The following is a 17315-nucleotide window of genomic DNA, read 5'->3' as shown; positions in this document are numbered from 1 at the left end:
CTTCAAGCCGTCATCGATACCCTGTTTATCGTAGTTTGAAGAAAGACTTCATACTACCATTTACTTTTTCTACAGTACTCTGAGCAGCATGTGAAGGCAAAAGCCTGAAATTATCGTTTTCTTTAATCGTGTGTTAAGCAGTATTTTTGTTAAGATTTTTTCCATTATTGAAGAAATACTGCCTGATAGTGTACAATGTATAATTGTACAGGTTCTTGGACAGCCTGTAAAGACATCGGGGTTTTCTTTATCTATATAAAAAAATGGTTTTGTTAATTTCACATTTACTGAAATTATCGGATTTGCATGCGTATTATTGATGGAATATATACCATGTTGGATTAATAATCCACTGGATATTAATTATTTTGTATAGAAGGCAGCCTGATATGAACATCAGTGCCTTTATTCTCTTCACTTTCAACCCAGATATGTCCTCCATGGGTTTCAATTATTTTTTCACACAGATGCATACCAAGACCGGTTCCTCCGTATTTCCGGGTCAAAGAACCATCTATCTGATAAAACAATTTGAAAATATCAGGAATAAGGTCTTTTTTAATACCGATACCATCGTCTTTTACAATGATGTGAGCGTATCCCCTATCATTTTCATCGATATCTTCAAAGGCATATACCTGTATATTGCCACCTGATGATGTGAATTTGCGGGCGTTATCAACCAGATGTACCAGAACCTGTTTCAAGTAATCCCTGTCACCATTAATATAGGGCAGATTATCGTCCACATGCTTTTCGATTGTGATGTTTTTTTCTTTAATCTGTATCTCAAAGTTTGAAACAACATTATCTATTACATTTTCCACATTTAACGGATTGTATCTATACTGTATTTTTTCTGTCTGCAATTTATTAACATATAATAGAGACTCGATAAGGTGCCGGAGCCTTTCACAGCTTCTTACAACTGCATCCATGCTATCTTTCTGTTTTTCATTAAGAGTTCCAAGCTTTTCCTTATATATCAGTTCACTGTAGCCTTTGATGGATGTAATAGGTGTTCTCAATTCATGGCTCAGATTGGATATAAATTCATTTTTCATTTTGTCCAGTTTTCTGAGTTCTTCATTTGTTTTTACAAGTTTTTCTGAATATTCTTCAAGTGTTTCCTCTGCTTTTTTACGTTCTGTGATATCCAGTAGTGTGGCTATAGCAATCCTTCTTTCAGGTATAGAACTAACCGCCATGCTAATGTATTTCTGGTTTCCCTCCCTGTCAATGAATCTGAAATCATATTTTTTGGGAACCGATGAGGAGTCAACTAACAATTTTTGGTAATATTCCTTAAGATATGGTAAATCATCTTCAAATACAAAATCAATCCAGTTTTTCTTATTTTCGATTTCTTCTTTGGAATATCCAGAAAGTTTTTCAAACTCTTTGTTTACCTGTAAAAAGACAGTGTTTTCATCCGCAATTGCGGTAGCAGAACCGGTAGTTTCAAATATGGTTCGGTAGTATTTTTCACTTTCTTCCAATGCTTTTTCTGTTTGTTTACGTTCAGTGACGTTTCTGGTTCCAAGTATTGCTTTTATACACTGGTCATCCTCATCATAGGCAATATTACCCACGGTTTCCAGCCACAAATAATGGCCATTGTCATGCTGATAACGGTATTCTATTGTTGCTGATTTTTCGTTTCTGATACATTCATGAAACAGATATTTTGTCAGATTACGGTCTTGAGGATGGACAAGTTCAAACGCCTGCCTACCAACCAGGTCTTCTGGTTTATATCCTAATACCGATTCATGGGAAGGACTAACATATTCAAATTTACCTTGTGAATCGATCTGACTGACCACATCCAGCATATTATCCGTGATCCTTCGGTAGCGTTTTTCATTATCTTTTAATGCTTTTTCCATCTCTTTACGTTCTGTTATGTCCCTTGCAATGCTTAGTATCGCAGTTTTACCATTGTACTCTACAATACTGGAGTTAATCGCCACAGGTATTTTTTTGCCGTTTCTGGCCACGTGTACTGCTTCAAAGTTAAAATGTCCCTTGTTTTTAATTTGGTTGATATAGTTTTCAATGTTTATTTGACTGTCATTATCGTCGATATCTTTTGGACCCATGGAAAGCAAATCTTCTTTGGAGTAACCAAGTCTTTGAACTGCCACATCATTAACATCTAAGAATTTGCCTTCAAGGTCATGGACAAAAGCGGAATCATTCATTCCGTTGAAAAGGTCATGGTATTGTTTTAAGAACTGCTGCATTTTATTATAGGTTCTTGTTTTCTCTTCTTCCATTTCCAGATTATAAAGAGCATATGAAAAGTCACCTGCAAGTTCTTCGAACAATTCTAATTCTTCTTCATTGGTACCATACTCTGCAGGTACAGTAACTGATAAGACACCATATGTCCTGTTATTGTATTCCAGCCTCGCAGTCAGATTGCTGCCCTTATATACATCTGGAAGTGGACAATTGTTACAGCTAGAAACCGGATCTTCAGTTGCGATAATTCTGGACTGTTTTAACGCTTTCTGGACACAATCGATCAAATCACCATTTTCTAGTTTATTTTTCAAATACGCAAATTCAGATCCCATACCAGCTTGAAAGATATAAGAAAACTCATTGTTTTCGTCCATCAATGCAATCCATGCGTTATAATAACCACGAGTCTCAATAAGAGTTTCACAGGCTTTCTGGATTAACAGGTAACGGTCATTTTCCTGGGTTATAAGTTGGTTCACGTTACGTATAGCACGCAAGACATGGTTCAGATATTCTTTTCTATATTCAGCCTGTTTCCGTTCTGTTATATCCACACCAGAACTTAATGTTCCTGTTATATTTCCGGAATCATCCTCTAAAACAGTGTTATACCATGAAATCAATCTCTCTTCACCGCTGCTGATTACAACCGGATTATCAAAACATTGAGCTGATTTTACATCTCCATCCAGCAGTTTTTCTGCTATAATATTGACCTCTTTTCTATATCTTTCAGGTATAAAATCAAATAGACTTTTACCAATAATTTCATCTTCTTTATAGCCCAGAATTTCGCATCCTTGTTTGTTAACAAGGGTTATGTTAAGTTCGCAGTCCAGAGCCATGATTATTGTACCGGACACGTCAAGGTATTTTTTCATCAGGTTTTTTTCCTGTTCAAGTTCCCTTGTCCTTTCTTCTACGTGTTTTTCCAGTTTTTGATAACTTTCCTGAATCTGCTTTTCCATCTTTTTTTTATTGGTGATATCCCTGATATGTTCTATAACCTTTGTTAACCTGCCGCTATTATCCAGAACCGGGTAGGCCCTTACATCAAGCCATACACCCATGCTTTCAATATATTTTTGGACATGTGATACATTTTTAGTTTTATAAACTTTTGAAGTAGCACATATTTCACAGGGTTCATCTTTGCCAATAATTTCAAAACATTTTTTACCCTCTACCTCTTCCAGAGATGTTTTAAAAAAATCGTAACCTGCCTTGTTGTAGCAGATTATTTCGTGATTTGTGTCCTGTATTCCGATGATATCCGGAATGGAATCAAAAATGGCACCAAACGGGATTGAATTATCTGATTTATCATTACAAAATGTTTCACAACTGCTTGCAGGATTTTTTAGTTCTTCTACCTGATTGCGCAGTTTTTCCAGTTCCTGAATTAGCTGTTTTCCGGTTTTGTTTTTATCCTGCATATCAGTTTCCAATCAATGAATGGTTGTTTTTAGGTCTATATTTTTATGATTTCCAGTTATCAGTGTTAACAAAGGTTACACAAATTTAACTAATCTTTAATAGTTGTTACTAAGTGGCTATCAATATAAATAACTAATTATATTAATATTCTGCTTTTATTACAGTAACCCAGAATACGCTCCCCTGACCTTCTGGATTATCATCAACACCAACTTCCCCACCATGTAGTTCAATAATTCTTTTGACAATCGCCAGTCCCAGACCACTTCCTTTCACACCGCCTTTTTCAATTCTCTGGAACCGCGTAAATATAGTGTCTTTATCTTTATCGGGAACACCTTCACCAAAATCTGTGACAGTAACCTTCCAGTAGTTTTCGACATCATTGATATCGATTATTACTTTTTCTCCTTCAGGGCTGTATTTGATGGCATTGGACAGTAAATTCGAAAAAGCCTGTTCGATTACAATGTTAACCCCGGCAGGATACTTACCTTCTGGCAAAAATTCAATATCTATATCATTATCCTTTGCCTGCTGTTCAAAATCAGATATCACATCATTTAAGATAGCAGCAATATCCTGTACTTCAAATTCCAGTTCATCAGTAGAACCAAGTTTTGCAAAATATGCAGCATTTTCAATCATCCCAATTAGATTTTCATTGTTGTCTCTAATTTTATATAGTACATCGGTCTTGTATTCATCGTCTTCCATACTGAGTAATAATTGAGTAAACCCTTTGACAACACCAGCAGGATTGAGAAGGTCGTGGCGCAGGATATCAGTGAACATATCTTTCAATTTGTTTGAATGTTCAAGTTCTTCTGCATATTTCTGAAGTTTTTCTTCTGATTTTTTCCTTCCTGTTATGTCTCTGACGACCAAAAGTATAGCAGGCATATCATTGTACGGGATTAACCTTGAATTAACTTCAACATTAACTGTAGTTCCGTCTTTTTTTAAATGTACTGTTTCAAAAATTGCATGACCATGTCTGTACAATTCCCTTTTAAAACCGTCCAGTTTTTCAACCTGATTCAGAGCATCAATATCTTTATAACTCATCTTCAGAATTTCAGATTTGCTGTAACCCAGAAACTCACATGCTGTCAAGTTAACATCCAGAAAGTTGTCGTTTAAGTCCTGCACAAATATCGCATCTGTTGAGTCGTTAAACAGGGTTCTGTATTTAATTTCAGATTTCTGGATGTTATCTTTAGTTTTTTCATATTCAGTGATGTCTTCTGCAGAACATATAACATATCTGACATCACCATTGCTGTCCAGTTCAGGAGTTAATATAATAGAAAGTGTACGAAGTTCACCCCTTTTGTTTACCAGTTTTTCAGTTGTTTGTAGCCGGGTTTTATTCTCAAAAACATAGTTGTTGAGACTAACCATCAAACCTGCAGTTTTTTCTTCATGCACCTGATATAGATTTTTATGGCTCAAATCCTCTTTTTTGCATTCAAAAAAGCTTGCATGTGGTTCATTTACCAGACCATAGGTTTCACTGTTTGTAAGATACCAGATATGGGAGCTGATATTATCCATCAACTTCTCCATTAGACTGGTTTCTTCTGATGGTGGTTCACTGATTTTCCCGGTCAGGTCTTCAATAGTGCCAACGCAACCAACTATTTTACCATCTTCTGAAATATCGGGTGTAAAGCAGGCTTTTATCCATATATTCCTGTCGCTGAGAATGGCTGTATATTCACCTTCATAATTCTGGGTGTAGCCATCCAGAGCTGTTCTAATACAGTCTTTAAGTTCATTTTTTATAGGTAAAATCAGTAGATTTAGACCTGTAATTTCTTCTTTTGGTGAACCTATAATTGTTTCAAGGTATCTATTACATTGAATTATCTTGCCTTCATTATTTGTTGTTAATACCCCTACCGGTAAATTTTCTATTAACCTCCGGTGTAGTTTTTCGGATTCTTCAAGTGATTTGTCCGCAAGTTTTTGTTCAATTTCTGTCCCGATAACATCAGAGACCATCTGTAAAATGTTGAGATTATCGACTTTGTGACCGACTATTACATTATCCATCCCGATAAAGCCTGCAAGTTCGTCCCTGATGTGCATTGGAATAATTATAAAAGACCGGCTGTCTCCCATACCGAGCGTGTTCTTCTCTTTAAGTGCCTCATCAGGTAAAGATGCAACATCAGAAACATATATAATGTCATCTTTTTTCAATTCATTCATCAACCAGGGAAAAATATCAGTAGACAAATTTTGCAGATGCCCTTTACGGGATCCAACTCCTACATAACACCATTCATGGGTATTATCCATCATTTTCCCGTTATTTCGAAAAAGGAAAACATAACTTCGTGTGGAATTAAACAAATCCCCTATTTTACCGAGTGAATCCTGTATTTTTGCATCAATATCACTAAAATATCCAAAAACGTTGGTAATGGATGCAATTGTCTGGGTTAAATTCAATTTATCGGTAATATAGTATTCAGTATATGCATTACTGGGTTTGAGATGGTTATTGTACCTTTTTCTCAATGGAAAACCTGCTATATGTTGGTCAAATGGACTATATAATGATAGTTTAATGATATAATGTTAATTCATCCATATATCTGTCCGGATATAAAAAGGTTTTTTGAAAGTGGCCCAATGTTTTTATTGTTTTACACTTATTTTTATAAGTTGCCAGAATATTTAAGGACAACACATGATTGAGTGCATTTACCACATTGTGTGCAGGATTCATCAATACAAATACAGCTATTATTGTCTGCATTTTTCAGTTCTATGGCGTTAACAGGACATATATTCTGACAGATACCGCATTTACTGCATTTAACTGCACGCAGCAACTGTCTGGCTGTCTCGTTAAAAAGTACGTGGGATTCGTTTCTGGTGTTTGCTGTGACCAGAATATTTCCGGATGAAAAAATCTTGACTGTACCATTGCCTGTACCTGTTTTGACAAGTAATGTTCCAAGGTCCTGTGAATATATGGTTTTTCCCAGGATATTCATGATATCCACTGCCTGATCTATATAAATACCCTTGACAGTCCCTTCAACAGTATATCCACCTGATTTACATGGAGATATTCCAGAGGTCATTTCCACACTGAAAGGTTCTTCAGGTTTTTCAGGCGTGGTTTTAATATCCAGTTTTTCAGCCAGTTTCAGCATCTTTGGCGGCAGCTGTCTCCATCTCCAGAATCCGTATTCAACATATTCATCAGATAGACCGTTTCTGTACGCCCATTCCAGAAGGCAATTGTTCCACCTCTCATACATTTCAGGATGAATTTCTTTCATCCTGTGGTACTCTGCAGAAAGTGCAGCAGGGCAGAGATAACATCCGACCCGCTCAAAACCCATGTCATAGAGCGGATTGTATTCCAGTCCCTGCCAGTGTATGTAAAGCCAGAGTTCGATGGCTTTCCAGTCTTTGATTGGGAAGATGTTCAACTGGTCAGGGACAAACGGGTTCTGTTCAATGGTTGAAATTGTGGACCTTGAGAAAGACTCATGCCTTCGTTTTCCGTCTATGGTAAGACAGACATTTGCATTTTCTGTGCACTTATCAATTACGGAATTTGCAGGAGCAAGTTTGCATACTTTACAGCACCATCGAAAATCTTTTGCAGGTGGACCAAAGTCATCTACTTTTTCCCAAAATTTATTACCTGCACCGGATTCTATGAGATCGATATCATTTTTCTCTGTAAACTGCCTTGCAAATTCGACAGTTTCCGGATATTCGAGGCCTGTGTTAATAAAAAAAGCTTTAACATTTCTGTTTTTAACAGCTTTTCTGGCCAAATCCAGGACCACCAGACTATCCTTTCCACCGCTAAATGATACATGAACAGGGAGATTTTTGTATTCTTTCTGGTTCACGATACCCATTATGGTGTTCATCGCGTTTTTCTGAAGCTGTTTTATGTAGGAAATATTGGCATTGATAACATCATCTATTCCCGGATTCTTCGGACTTAATGATACTGGATTGTTATCTATCTTTTTTACCTTTAACACTGCTTTCTCTGATGTGGAAAAATCTTTACTGTCAAGATAGGCAGTTCCATAACCTGTAAGTTTTGATGTTTTAACAAGAACATGGTCACCCTCTTTTATGTCACCGGAGTAATCCTCAATCTGGTCAAAATCCACTTTTTTACCGCTTAAATGACGTTTCATATCTTTTATTGTCACGGTTTTATTATCGGTATAATTCTGTAATATTTTGGCACCGTTTAATGAAAGATCAAATTGATAATCAAGGGTTTCAAGGTCAAAACGTAAAGTCCCAAAATGATAACCATCAACAATAACCTCATCTGTCTTGTCTTCACCTGGTATTTTGTTGAAAAGGATTAGTTTATCTTTTATTGGATTGCAACCATAGGTAGATATGAGTTTCTGTGATAGTATTTTACGTTCATAGGAAGAACAGAACCTGATGTCGCCCGGCTGTGAGAGATTTATTTTTTTACCATTACTATTGCATATACAGCATTCTTCTCCAATGAGGGGCACATTGCACTGAACGCACCAGAAGATGTAATTTTTTTCGTAGGTATACTGTTTATTGCGTTTTCTTGGCCTGGATTTGCGTTTTGATAATTTGGATTTCTGCATCTATATCAGAATAGTAAGGTAGGATTTTAAAATGCTTTGGTGGGAATTTGGATCGGAGAGTCCAGAAATTATCTTTTAACTTGAAAAGTGTTAAAAAACAGTACCAAAATCACTCCCTTTTTATGAGAGATTTTTTAGGGGGGAGATAATGGACGAGAGGAAGTAATCAATGACAGGAGGATGTAGTCCTGCACTGTCTAACTGATATATTGGTTATCTAATGATTTAAAAAAACCTATTTGGGTTCCAGATGTTATTTTTACGGGTAAGAAATATTGAAACCGTATATAGTTGATAACTCAACATTTGGTGCTTATAATCATATCAGCAAATGATTATGTATCTAAACTAAAACAAATAATCGGTGCTTAACTATAATTGTTTCTTAAATACTTAAATATGATTCTTCCATACATTCATATTGGGAGTGAGTTGTATGTCTACTGGATATAATACAATATTAATTGCGACCGATGGTTCAGAAAATTCCAAGAACGCGGTACATTCAGGAATAGAACTTGCTAAAAATACAGGTGCAAAGGTATATGCAGTGTATGTAATAGAACCTGTGAGTGCTGCAATGTCCCGCAAAGGTCCTGATTGGGCAAAAGCTGCCATGGATATGATGAAAAAAGATAGTGAGAAAGCTACAGGATATATAGAAAAACTGGGTCAGGATGCAAATCTTGATGTAGAATCTGTAATACTTGAAGGTGACCCTGCTGATAAAATCATTGAATTCGCCGATAAAAATGATATCGACCTGATAGCTATGGGTACAAGGGGGCTTTCCGGAATTAAACGGTTTATGGTCGGAAGTGTTGCTGATAAAGTGGTAAGGCATTCTGATAAAGAGGTGCTGGTTGTTCCGTCCTGATACAAATTTTTCATGACAAAAAGGTAAGGTTTCGCAAGGGAAAAGGCAAAGGAAATCGAAGGACTTCCGTATGTATGATGTGGTAGTAGTTGGTGCCGGTCCGGCAGGAACAACAGCTGCAAAACATATCGCTGAAAAAGGTCTGGATACATTAATCATCGAAAAATCCAAATTACCAAGGGAAAAACCATGTGCAGGTCTTGTGTCCCAACATGCTCTGGATAATCTGGATTTTAAAATTCCTGAATATTTGATAAAAAGACGATGTTATGGAACACGGGTTATATACAAAAACCATGTTCTGGAATCAAAGCTAGCTGTTCCTATCGGGATACAGGTTTCAAGATCTGAATTTGATTATTATCTTGCTCAACAGGCTACCAAATCAGGAGCAAAAATCATCCAAAATACACCTGTAAAATCTGTTCATACTAAAAATGACCATGTCGCTATTTATACTAAAGATGAGTTGTTTAACTCCCGGATTGTAATTGGCGCAGACGGGGTAAACAGTGTATGTGCCAAAAAAGCAAGTTCTGATTCGAAACCCAGGAAAAACGCTTTTTCACTGGTTTCTAATTTGCCGGCACCGATTGAGCACATTAATAATAAATATATAGATATTACAGAAGTCGATTTTGGGAGAGCAAAAAACGGGTACTTCTGGGTTTTTCCAAAAGATAATTACCTTTCTGTAGGCATGGGAATATTTGGTAATCCATCAGAGTTTGAACCACTAACTTCATATTATGATTATATTAAAGACCAGAGCTTTGAATATGCAAAACCTCACGGACATTCCATACCAATTGGTGGATATAAAAGGAATATACAATCCAACCGCATATTGCTTGTAGGTGATGCCGCCGGGTTCGTGGATGCGTTTTTAGGTGAAGGTATACCCTATGCGATAATGTCTGGGAAAATCGCAGCGAATATTGTTATTAATGCTTTTGAAGATAACGATTTTTCAAACTCTAAATTATCCAGTTATTCTATTGAATGCGAAAAAGTCTTTGGAGACAACCTGAAATACTCACTAATTTTTTCCAGATTATTTTATCGCTTTCCTGGTATATTTGCAAAAATGCTGACAAACAGAGAAGAGATGCTGTACAATGCACTGCTTGTTGTAAAAGGAGAATCGAGTTATAAACGATTTCTTAGATGGTTGATTCCAAGATTTCCATATTACACTGCTCTGCTTTTGAAGAAAAGTTTAATTTGATGCAGTACGATATGAACCATCAGGATGAGTGAATACAAACTATTTGCACAGCGAATCGGGCTTGTGGGAATAACCAACTTCATCGGAAGCTTGAGCGGGTTGATTCTGCTACCTGTATTAACAAAGAATATGCCAATTGAGAGTTATGGTATATGGGTCCAGATTATTGTTACAATCGGTATTGTACCAAATCTTGTGATGCTTGGTTTGCCTGCTGCAATGGTTCGATATTTACCCTCAGTTAAGAAAAAGGAAGATTTCCAGGAAATATTCTATTCGTTTTTGTCTATCGTGATAGTTACAGGATTTCTAGCATCTCTTCTGGTATTTTTATTTGCAGATAAAATAGCTGCTGTTTTATTTGATGGTGATACAGTTGCTGTACAGATTCTATCAGCAGTCATTTTTCTGGAATCTCTGAATGGTATTCTTTTCAATTATTTCAGAGCAACACAGCAGATCAAAAAACATTCTGTTTTACTGGTTACAAAAACAGTTCTATTCATTGTACTTGTATCGTTTTTTGTATTGATGGGTGAAGGTCTTACCGGTGCTCTGGCTGGTCTTTTATCCAAAGATATTATGGTACTGCTGGTTATAATGGTTATGATATTGTCAGAGATAGGCATCAAGAGACCGGGATTTGCGAATATGAAAGAATACCTGGGTTTTGGAATACCCAATGTTCCCGGGAGTATGTCACAGTGGATTGTAAATTCCAGTGACCGTTATGTGATTAGTGGGTTTCTGGGAACTTCAGCTGTCGGTTTCTATACACCGGGTTATACACTCGGGAATATAGTGCGGATGTTTCTCGCACCGCTTAATTTCATGCTGCCGATGATTCTGTCCAAATATTATGATGAAAATAATCTGGATGAGGTCAAAAAGATACTCAGTTATTCCCTGAAATATTTCCTTTCAGTTGGTATTCCAGCTGTTTTTGGGTTATCTCTATTATCAGAACAAATATTGCTGATATTATCAACACCAGAAATCGCATCCAATGGACGTTTGATAACACCTTTTGTTGCACTTAGTGCACTGATTTTTGGTATTTTCATTATTTTTGAAAAAGTAATTTATCTGGAAAAGAAGACAAAAACAATTGGAAAAATCTGGACGTTTGCAGCAATATTGAATCTGGGATTGAATATCTTGCTGATTCCTTATATCGGTATAATAGGCGCGGCTATAACTACTTTGTTTTCTTTCATAATCGGTATGGTTATGATTGCATATTATTCTTCGAAATATCTCAGATTCGATGTAAATCCAAAGTTTATATCAAAAAGTCTTTTTTCTTCGGTTTTAATGTCTTTTATAGTCCTGTTATGGGATCCTGTTAACCTGTTGAATGCTCTTGTTATGATTGCTATATGTGCAGTTTTTTATTTTGCTGTTTTGATATTGTTGAATGGATTTAACAGAGACGAAATAGAGTTTTTCAAAAATGTTCTAAAATCATGAATATGACATGGTAGGTATTTGATTACCAGGATTCAGTACATTTTAAGAGCATATTCTGGAAAAAAACCATAGTTTTGATGTAAATAATCAAAGTGAATTGGTGTGAACTGACTAATCTATTAATCCATTTTACTCTAAAACAAAGATTTAGAGTTATTCTTAAATCTACTATTTGATGCAATGCTAGATGGGTATTCTTCATTCAATTTTTATAAATATAATAGATAACAAACACCATAAAGATATTTTTGACAATATATTAGTATTAGATAGAGTAGGCATTAACTAAACATACTATCAGCTCCTTCTAAGATATAATCTAGATATTTTGTGGGGATACCGATTATCATCTCATTTTCTTCGATATCAGCAAAATCACGGCTCCCTTCACAACCTAAAGTTACGCTTATTTGGTCATTTTTATAAGGTTTTACAACGCCATCTGCACATAGACTTAAGATACCTGTATAATTTGTATTTAAGTGACCGCCAAAACAATAAAGAAATGCCTGCGAGATTTGCATTATTTTTTTAGGTGTATCGATGATAAGCACAACATCAGGAATGAAATTGACTTTTTCAAGGGGGCTATAAATTATTGATTTAATAGTACCTGCTTCTAACGTGGGTACTTTTTCCATAGTTTTCTTTGCTGAATAGATATCTTTATAGTGATTCTCTTTAAAGAGATCAGTACCGTTGGCAAATCTAGGTTTCAATTTTCTCATACCCAGGACAGCTGCACCGTTTTTACATTGATGATCATCTTCAAGGGCGTAGAACTGGATATATTCTTTACGTACTTTGTTTACCATTTGACAGTGGCACATTTTTTCATCGATTTTGTCTATATTCTCTGGAATTTTATGATTATTTGGTACTAAACCCACTGCAACAGGTGATTTTTTAAGTTTTAGTAACTTTTTGAGTTCTTTGCTTGTTTTGTTTATAGTATCTATATTCATGTCATTGTTTTTGTATTTAGAAACCATTAAAATTTTGGTAATCCAAAAATCAATCATTCACTTTTATCTTCCTACAAATTGAGTTATTTATTGCAGATTGATTTTTAAAAATAACATAAAAAATGCTTGAAACAGCATCATTTCTCTAAATTATAATTTATCCACATTTGAACAACTGTATGAGTATACCAACTGCTGCGTTCTCGAATCAGATTCTTCAATAACTAAATTTTGCAAAATAACCTGTTAAATATTATAACTTAATTAAGGATTTTTGGACACGCTTTTTACTCGTGGGAGAGCAGTCAGCTAATCTTTTATTATCTAATCATTTAGATGATTTCCAAAAAACTAGAATAGGGAAGGAATGTCTGTATCTTTGACTACCTTTAGTATTTATTAAATTGAGGTTAATTAATCTTCTGTTAAATGTAGCGGTTTTTTGAGATATATGTTCTCTTTAAGTTTGGATATATCGTATCTGTGGACCATATCATCATAAAAAATTACGAATTTATAATTACTTGCAAGCTGGTTCAACACATCGGTTTTCCATTCAAAAACCTATGATATGAAACTTTCAAAATTCTCATCCGTTTCAAGCTCTTTGAAAATTTCATCAGGTGTTAAGCAAAAATTCCTACATTCTACATCGCAACCAAATCTTTCTCTGATTTGGTCTTTAAGATCTGGATGTCTTGTCGTAAGTATTATAGTTGGGTGACTGGCTTTGATTTCGTTGAATAATTTGATCATGGATGAAATGGGTTCTATATGGTCTATAGTCATAAAGTAATGTTTTTTATCAATCTCCTCATCAGGCACCACTAAGGTATAATCCATATCAAAAACGTGAATCTGTTTTATAATATCACCACCAGAATCAAATTATGAAAGAAAATATTATTATAATCTATTATTATATCACTGATATAAACCATTAGTGCTTCAATAATGACATATTTCGATGACCTTATTCTAAATATCGCAGATGTCGCCCTGCAAAACAGGCAGTCCGGTATTTATTGATTACAAGTGGTATTAAGGAGATAGTTAATGTTTGAAAATGAGCCCAATGAACGTATTGACCCCCGTGCCTTGAAATCCTGGTTTATCAGTGGTTTCTTGCTAGGTCTTGTCCTCTTAACAATTCCTCTATCCTATATTATTCTTGTAAGCTCTGTCTGGAACTTGCCGGTTCAATGGGGCTGGATAGGGATAGTAGCGGTAGCAATCTTTACAGTATGGTCGGCAGTAGTAGCCCCTCGGCTTAGAATACGTTTCTGGAGATATGAAATACGAAAAGATGAGATTGACATCCAGCATGGTATATTTATCGTCAGGAGAACCCTGATACCTATGGTAAGGGTCCAACATGTAGATACAGAACACGGGCCTGTGATGAGATCCTTCGGGCTGGCAACACTACGTATATCTACAGCTGCCACAGACCATTACATCCCTGCTCTGTCGAAAGGAAAAGCTTCAGAACTTATGGGAGAAATTGCATCTCTTACAAGATTGAGTGATGAAGATGTCTGAGTACAAACACCAGCATCCGGTTATGATTATCCTGGATACTATCAAGAGTATTATTTATGCAATACCTCCACTATTCTTTTTCGCACTGTCGACAAGGGGGGAACTGTCTGGAGTAAATATTTCTTATTTTTTGTGGATTGCTGTTATCTTTTTTGTTCTCCTTATTCTATATTCTGCAGCTAAATGGTACTTTTATACCTATCAGTATAAAGACGGTTACCTGAATATCAGGAGAGGTTTGCTGTTTAAAAAGGAGCGGTCGATTAAGAGAGAAAGAGTGCAGACTGTCAACATACGCACAAATATCCTGCTGAAACTTCTGGGGGTTGCCAGTGTCCAGGTCAAAACAGCTGGTAGTGGTGTGGAATCTGAGCTAACCCTTAATGCTGTTACCATTGAAGAGACCCAAAACATAAAAGGTTACCTGGAAACCCAGCCCATTCAAAAATATCATGATGAGTACCAGGCTGAAATAGAACATGGTGAAAAAGAAGCAAAGGTAAACAGTTACCATATTTCTCCATGGAATTTGTTTCTGGCAGGTGCTACATCGGGAAGATTTATGTTATTGTTTTCCGTCATAGCAGCTGTATTTTCCCAGATTTATCCGTACATTCCCGATGCCTATCTGAGATTTGTACTGGAACAGATTATCCCTGAAACCGGGGTCAATGTGATTTTGCTTGCAATGTTGTTGCTCGGATTGTTATTGTTGTCATGGGCTATATCTACACTGGTTTTCATGGTCAGGTATGCAAATTTTACCATTACCCGTCAGGATGATGATTTTAGGATATCTTGGGGTGTAATTGAGCAGAAAGAGTACAACCTGAACCTGAACAGGGTACAGGCATTATCTGTGCAGGATGGTCTGCTGAGACAGCCGTTTGGTCTGTGTTCAATTTCAGCAGAGGTTGCAGGTGGCAGTTCTGAAAAACAGGATTATATTACCAGATTGTATCCTCTGCTGCATTTCAGTGAACTGTCAAAGTTTTTGGAAGATATATTTCCTGAATATAGTATGCCTGAGGAAGAAGATATGCAGCTACTTCCCATAAGGTCAAGGAAACGTTATGTAATACGTTCATCAATCCCTGTTCTTGTGTTAGTTTTATTACTTCAACTGCTGCCGCATGGATGGGTTTCTCTGCTGCTTTTGCCTCCTGCCATTTTACTGGGACTGTCTCGTTATAACGCAGGCAGGACTGCTATTTTGGATAAACAATTGACTTTCAGGTATCGGAATATAAACCGCTATCACGTATTTGTATTGAAAAACCATATACAATCACTGCAAATAAGCTCCAATCCATTCCAGCGCAGGAGTGATTTGGGAACAGTCAGGGTCTCTGTATTGTCATCACCGGCAGGAAAAGATTTCAAAATAGCCGATGTTGACAACATGGAAAACAAAAAAATCTGGAGATGGTTCTCCAGATCTTAAATTGATATTAAACGAACTGCAAAGTTCTTTTCTTATTTTTGTTTTCTCCTCAAGGACAACAGCATTGCAATACATAGCATACATATCAGAAATATTGGGTTTGTTGTAGGGACATCTACCCAGTGGTCATATCCAAAATAAGGACTCGAATCGCTGTCATTAACCAATGTTCCTTCATACATGGCGGTGACATTACCATAGTTATTATGTTGTCCAAGTTTTGCGTTTTCTGTAGTATTGCAGACTATGGATTCTGATACATTGAGTGTGTCTTTTGGGTTGTTCACTTCCATGTTTTCACTATTAGTGATTTTGATGTCTGTCAGGTTGATATTACCAGTATTTGTAACATCATATGTCCATTTTACCTGATTCATTTTCTGCATAGTAGGACCTCTGGGTTGGTCAGCATCCTCACCATTGCAATATAGTTCTATATCGATAGATGGGGTTGCTCCAAAGTAATGGCTGGGGTCGCTGTCATCTAAAATAATTCCACCGCAAAGCTCCTTTTTACAAATAGCAGTAACATTACCCAGACTTGAATATTGACCTGATTGAGAAGTGCTGTTTGCAGTACAAATTACAGATTCACCTGGTTCAAGAGTAGTTTTTGAACAGGATATCTCACCCAACTTATCATCTGTAACAGTGATATTGTTCAATGTGAGATTACCGGTATTAGTGACATTATACGTCCAGGTAACTTGGTTGCCTACCTTTATCTCTGGTCCTTTCACTTTATCAGCATCCAATCCATTGGTGTATTTTTCAACATCTATGGATGCGTTGATTGTAAGAGGCAAATAATCGATGTTTTTATTATCGATGTTATATGGTGAATCACAGATACCGTCATTGTTTGCATCTGTGCAGTTCTGACTGAATCCTCCACCACCTGGTTGTGTCCAGTCGTTTCCTCCAACGAATGGCCCTCCTACAATATTTGGACCCTGTGTTTTGGAGGTGTAACAGATATTACTCGAAAACTTGTCTACAACAAAATTGTCTGTATTTTTGAAGAAATTGTTGTATATGAAGTTACCGCCGCTGTCAAACAGACAAATCCCATTATGGTTGTTGCAAATGAGATTATCATTTAGCTTGTTATTGATAGAATGTCTAAATATAATACCGTAATCGTTGTTAGAATTTACAGTGTTTTTGGTCAGTTCATTGTTATTACATTCATAATTAAGCATTATTCCGACCATATTGTTTGATGCGGTATTATTGTTGATTAGATTGCTACTAGACTCAGCAAGATGGGTACCGAAAACATTGTTTGAATCTGCATTATTGTCTTTTAAAATATTGTTGTTGGAGTAGCCAAGATAGATGCCCCAACCATTGTTTGATACAATATTTTCAGAAATCATGCTGTTGTTGGAATCTATAAGGTATATCCGCACTCCTAACTTTACATAAAATGATGTAAACTCAGGTGAGAAAGTATCATCTTTCTCGTTTAATT

General features: G+C 36.2%; 11 protein-coding genes and 1 pseudogene. 5 read left to right on the top strand and 7 right to left on the bottom strand.

Going from position 1 to position 17315, the window contains the following annotated elements; all coding sequences use genetic code 11:
• Positions 1 to 31 precede the first annotated feature (31 nt).
• The 4 genes and pseudogenes from ACLFMM_RS05190 to ACLFMM_RS05175 all read right to left on the bottom strand — a co-directional run.
• Positions 32 to 232: pseudogene (locus ACLFMM_RS05190) on the bottom strand (RNA-guided endonuclease TnpB family protein); the annotation flags it as partial.
• A 127-nt stretch (positions 233 to 359) separates the two neighbouring features.
• Positions 360 to 3686 carry a PAS domain S-box protein gene (locus ACLFMM_RS05185; protein ID WP_410807652.1) on the bottom strand — a complete coding sequence of 1109 codons (3327 nt, stop codon included), beginning with the start codon at positions 3684 to 3686 and terminating at the stop codon, positions 360 to 362.
• 142 nt (positions 3687 to 3828) lie between these two features.
• Complete coding sequence (locus ACLFMM_RS05180) at positions 3829 to 6216, bottom strand: PAS domain S-box protein (protein WP_410807651.1); 2388 nt, start codon at positions 6214 to 6216, stop codon at positions 3829 to 3831.
• A gap of 140 nt (positions 6217 to 6356) precedes the next feature.
• Positions 6357 to 8315: a phosphoadenosine phosphosulfate reductase family protein gene (locus tag ACLFMM_RS05175; RefSeq protein ID WP_410807650.1), complete on the bottom strand. Its 1959-nt coding sequence runs from the start codon at positions 8313 to 8315 to the stop codon at positions 6357 to 6359.
• 436 nt (positions 8316 to 8751) lie between these two features.
• Here ACLFMM_RS05175 and ACLFMM_RS05170 point away from each other — a divergent pair, with 436 nt between their 5' ends.
• The 3 genes from ACLFMM_RS05170 (at position 8752) to ACLFMM_RS05160 (ending at position 11890) form a co-directional block, all read left to right on the top strand.
• On the top strand, positions 8752 to 9192 hold the full coding sequence (locus ACLFMM_RS05170) for a universal stress protein (protein WP_410807649.1): 441 nt from the start codon (positions 8752 to 8754) through the stop codon (positions 9190 to 9192).
• A 70-nt stretch (positions 9193 to 9262) separates the two neighbouring features.
• Positions 9263 to 10420 (top strand): geranylgeranyl reductase family protein, encoded by a 1158-nt coding sequence (locus tag ACLFMM_RS05165; protein WP_410807648.1) that lies wholly within the window; start codon positions 9263 to 9265, stop codon positions 10418 to 10420.
• Positions 10421 to 10444: 24 nt separating this feature from the next.
• Entirely contained in the window at positions 10445 to 11890 is a 1446-nt protein-coding gene (locus ACLFMM_RS05160) for a lipopolysaccharide biosynthesis protein (protein ID WP_410807647.1), read from the top strand.
• A 281-nt stretch (positions 11891 to 12171) separates the two neighbouring features.
• Here the strand turns inward: ACLFMM_RS05160 and ACLFMM_RS05155 are convergent, their stop codons facing one another.
• Together ACLFMM_RS05155 and ACLFMM_RS05150 are read right to left on the bottom strand one after the other, a co-directional pair.
• The gene (locus tag ACLFMM_RS05155) at positions 12172 to 12912 is read right to left on the bottom strand and encodes a DUF169 domain-containing protein (protein WP_410807646.1); all 741 of its coding nucleotides are present in this window, start codon (positions 12910 to 12912) and stop codon (positions 12172 to 12174) included.
• A gap of 507 nt (positions 12913 to 13419) precedes the next feature.
• A complete protein-coding gene (locus ACLFMM_RS05150; RefSeq protein WP_410807645.1) occupies positions 13420 to 13698 on the bottom strand; it encodes a hypothetical protein in 279 nt (92 codons plus the stop codon).
• A gap of 213 nt (positions 13699 to 13911) precedes the next feature.
• Between ACLFMM_RS05150 and ACLFMM_RS05145 the strand changes: the two genes are divergently transcribed.
• Positions 13912 to 14397: a PH domain-containing protein gene (locus tag ACLFMM_RS05145; RefSeq protein WP_410807644.1), complete on the top strand. Its 486-nt coding sequence runs from the start codon at positions 13912 to 13914 to the stop codon at positions 14395 to 14397.
• Positions 14390 to 15841, top strand: coding sequence for a PH domain-containing protein (locus ACLFMM_RS05140; protein ID WP_410807643.1), 1452 nt, complete (start codon positions 14390 to 14392; stop codon positions 15839 to 15841). The genes ACLFMM_RS05145 and ACLFMM_RS05140 overlap by 8 nt, the downstream gene beginning before the upstream one ends.
• A gap of 32 nt (positions 15842 to 15873) precedes the next feature.
• On the opposite strand, the gene ACLFMM_RS05135 is transcribed toward ACLFMM_RS05140, so the two are convergent.
• The coding region (locus tag ACLFMM_RS05135) for a NosD domain-containing protein (protein WP_410807642.1) at positions 15874 to 17315 on the bottom strand (1442 nt) is incomplete at its 5' end.

The organism is Methanohalobium sp. (assembly GCF_046546175.1).
In the GTDB taxonomy this organism is placed as follows: Archaea; Halobacteriota; Methanosarcinia; order Methanosarcinales; family Methanosarcinaceae; genus Methanohalobium.
Note: the sequence above shows the minus strand (reverse complement) of the source record. Positions and strands in the feature narration are given on the sequence as shown.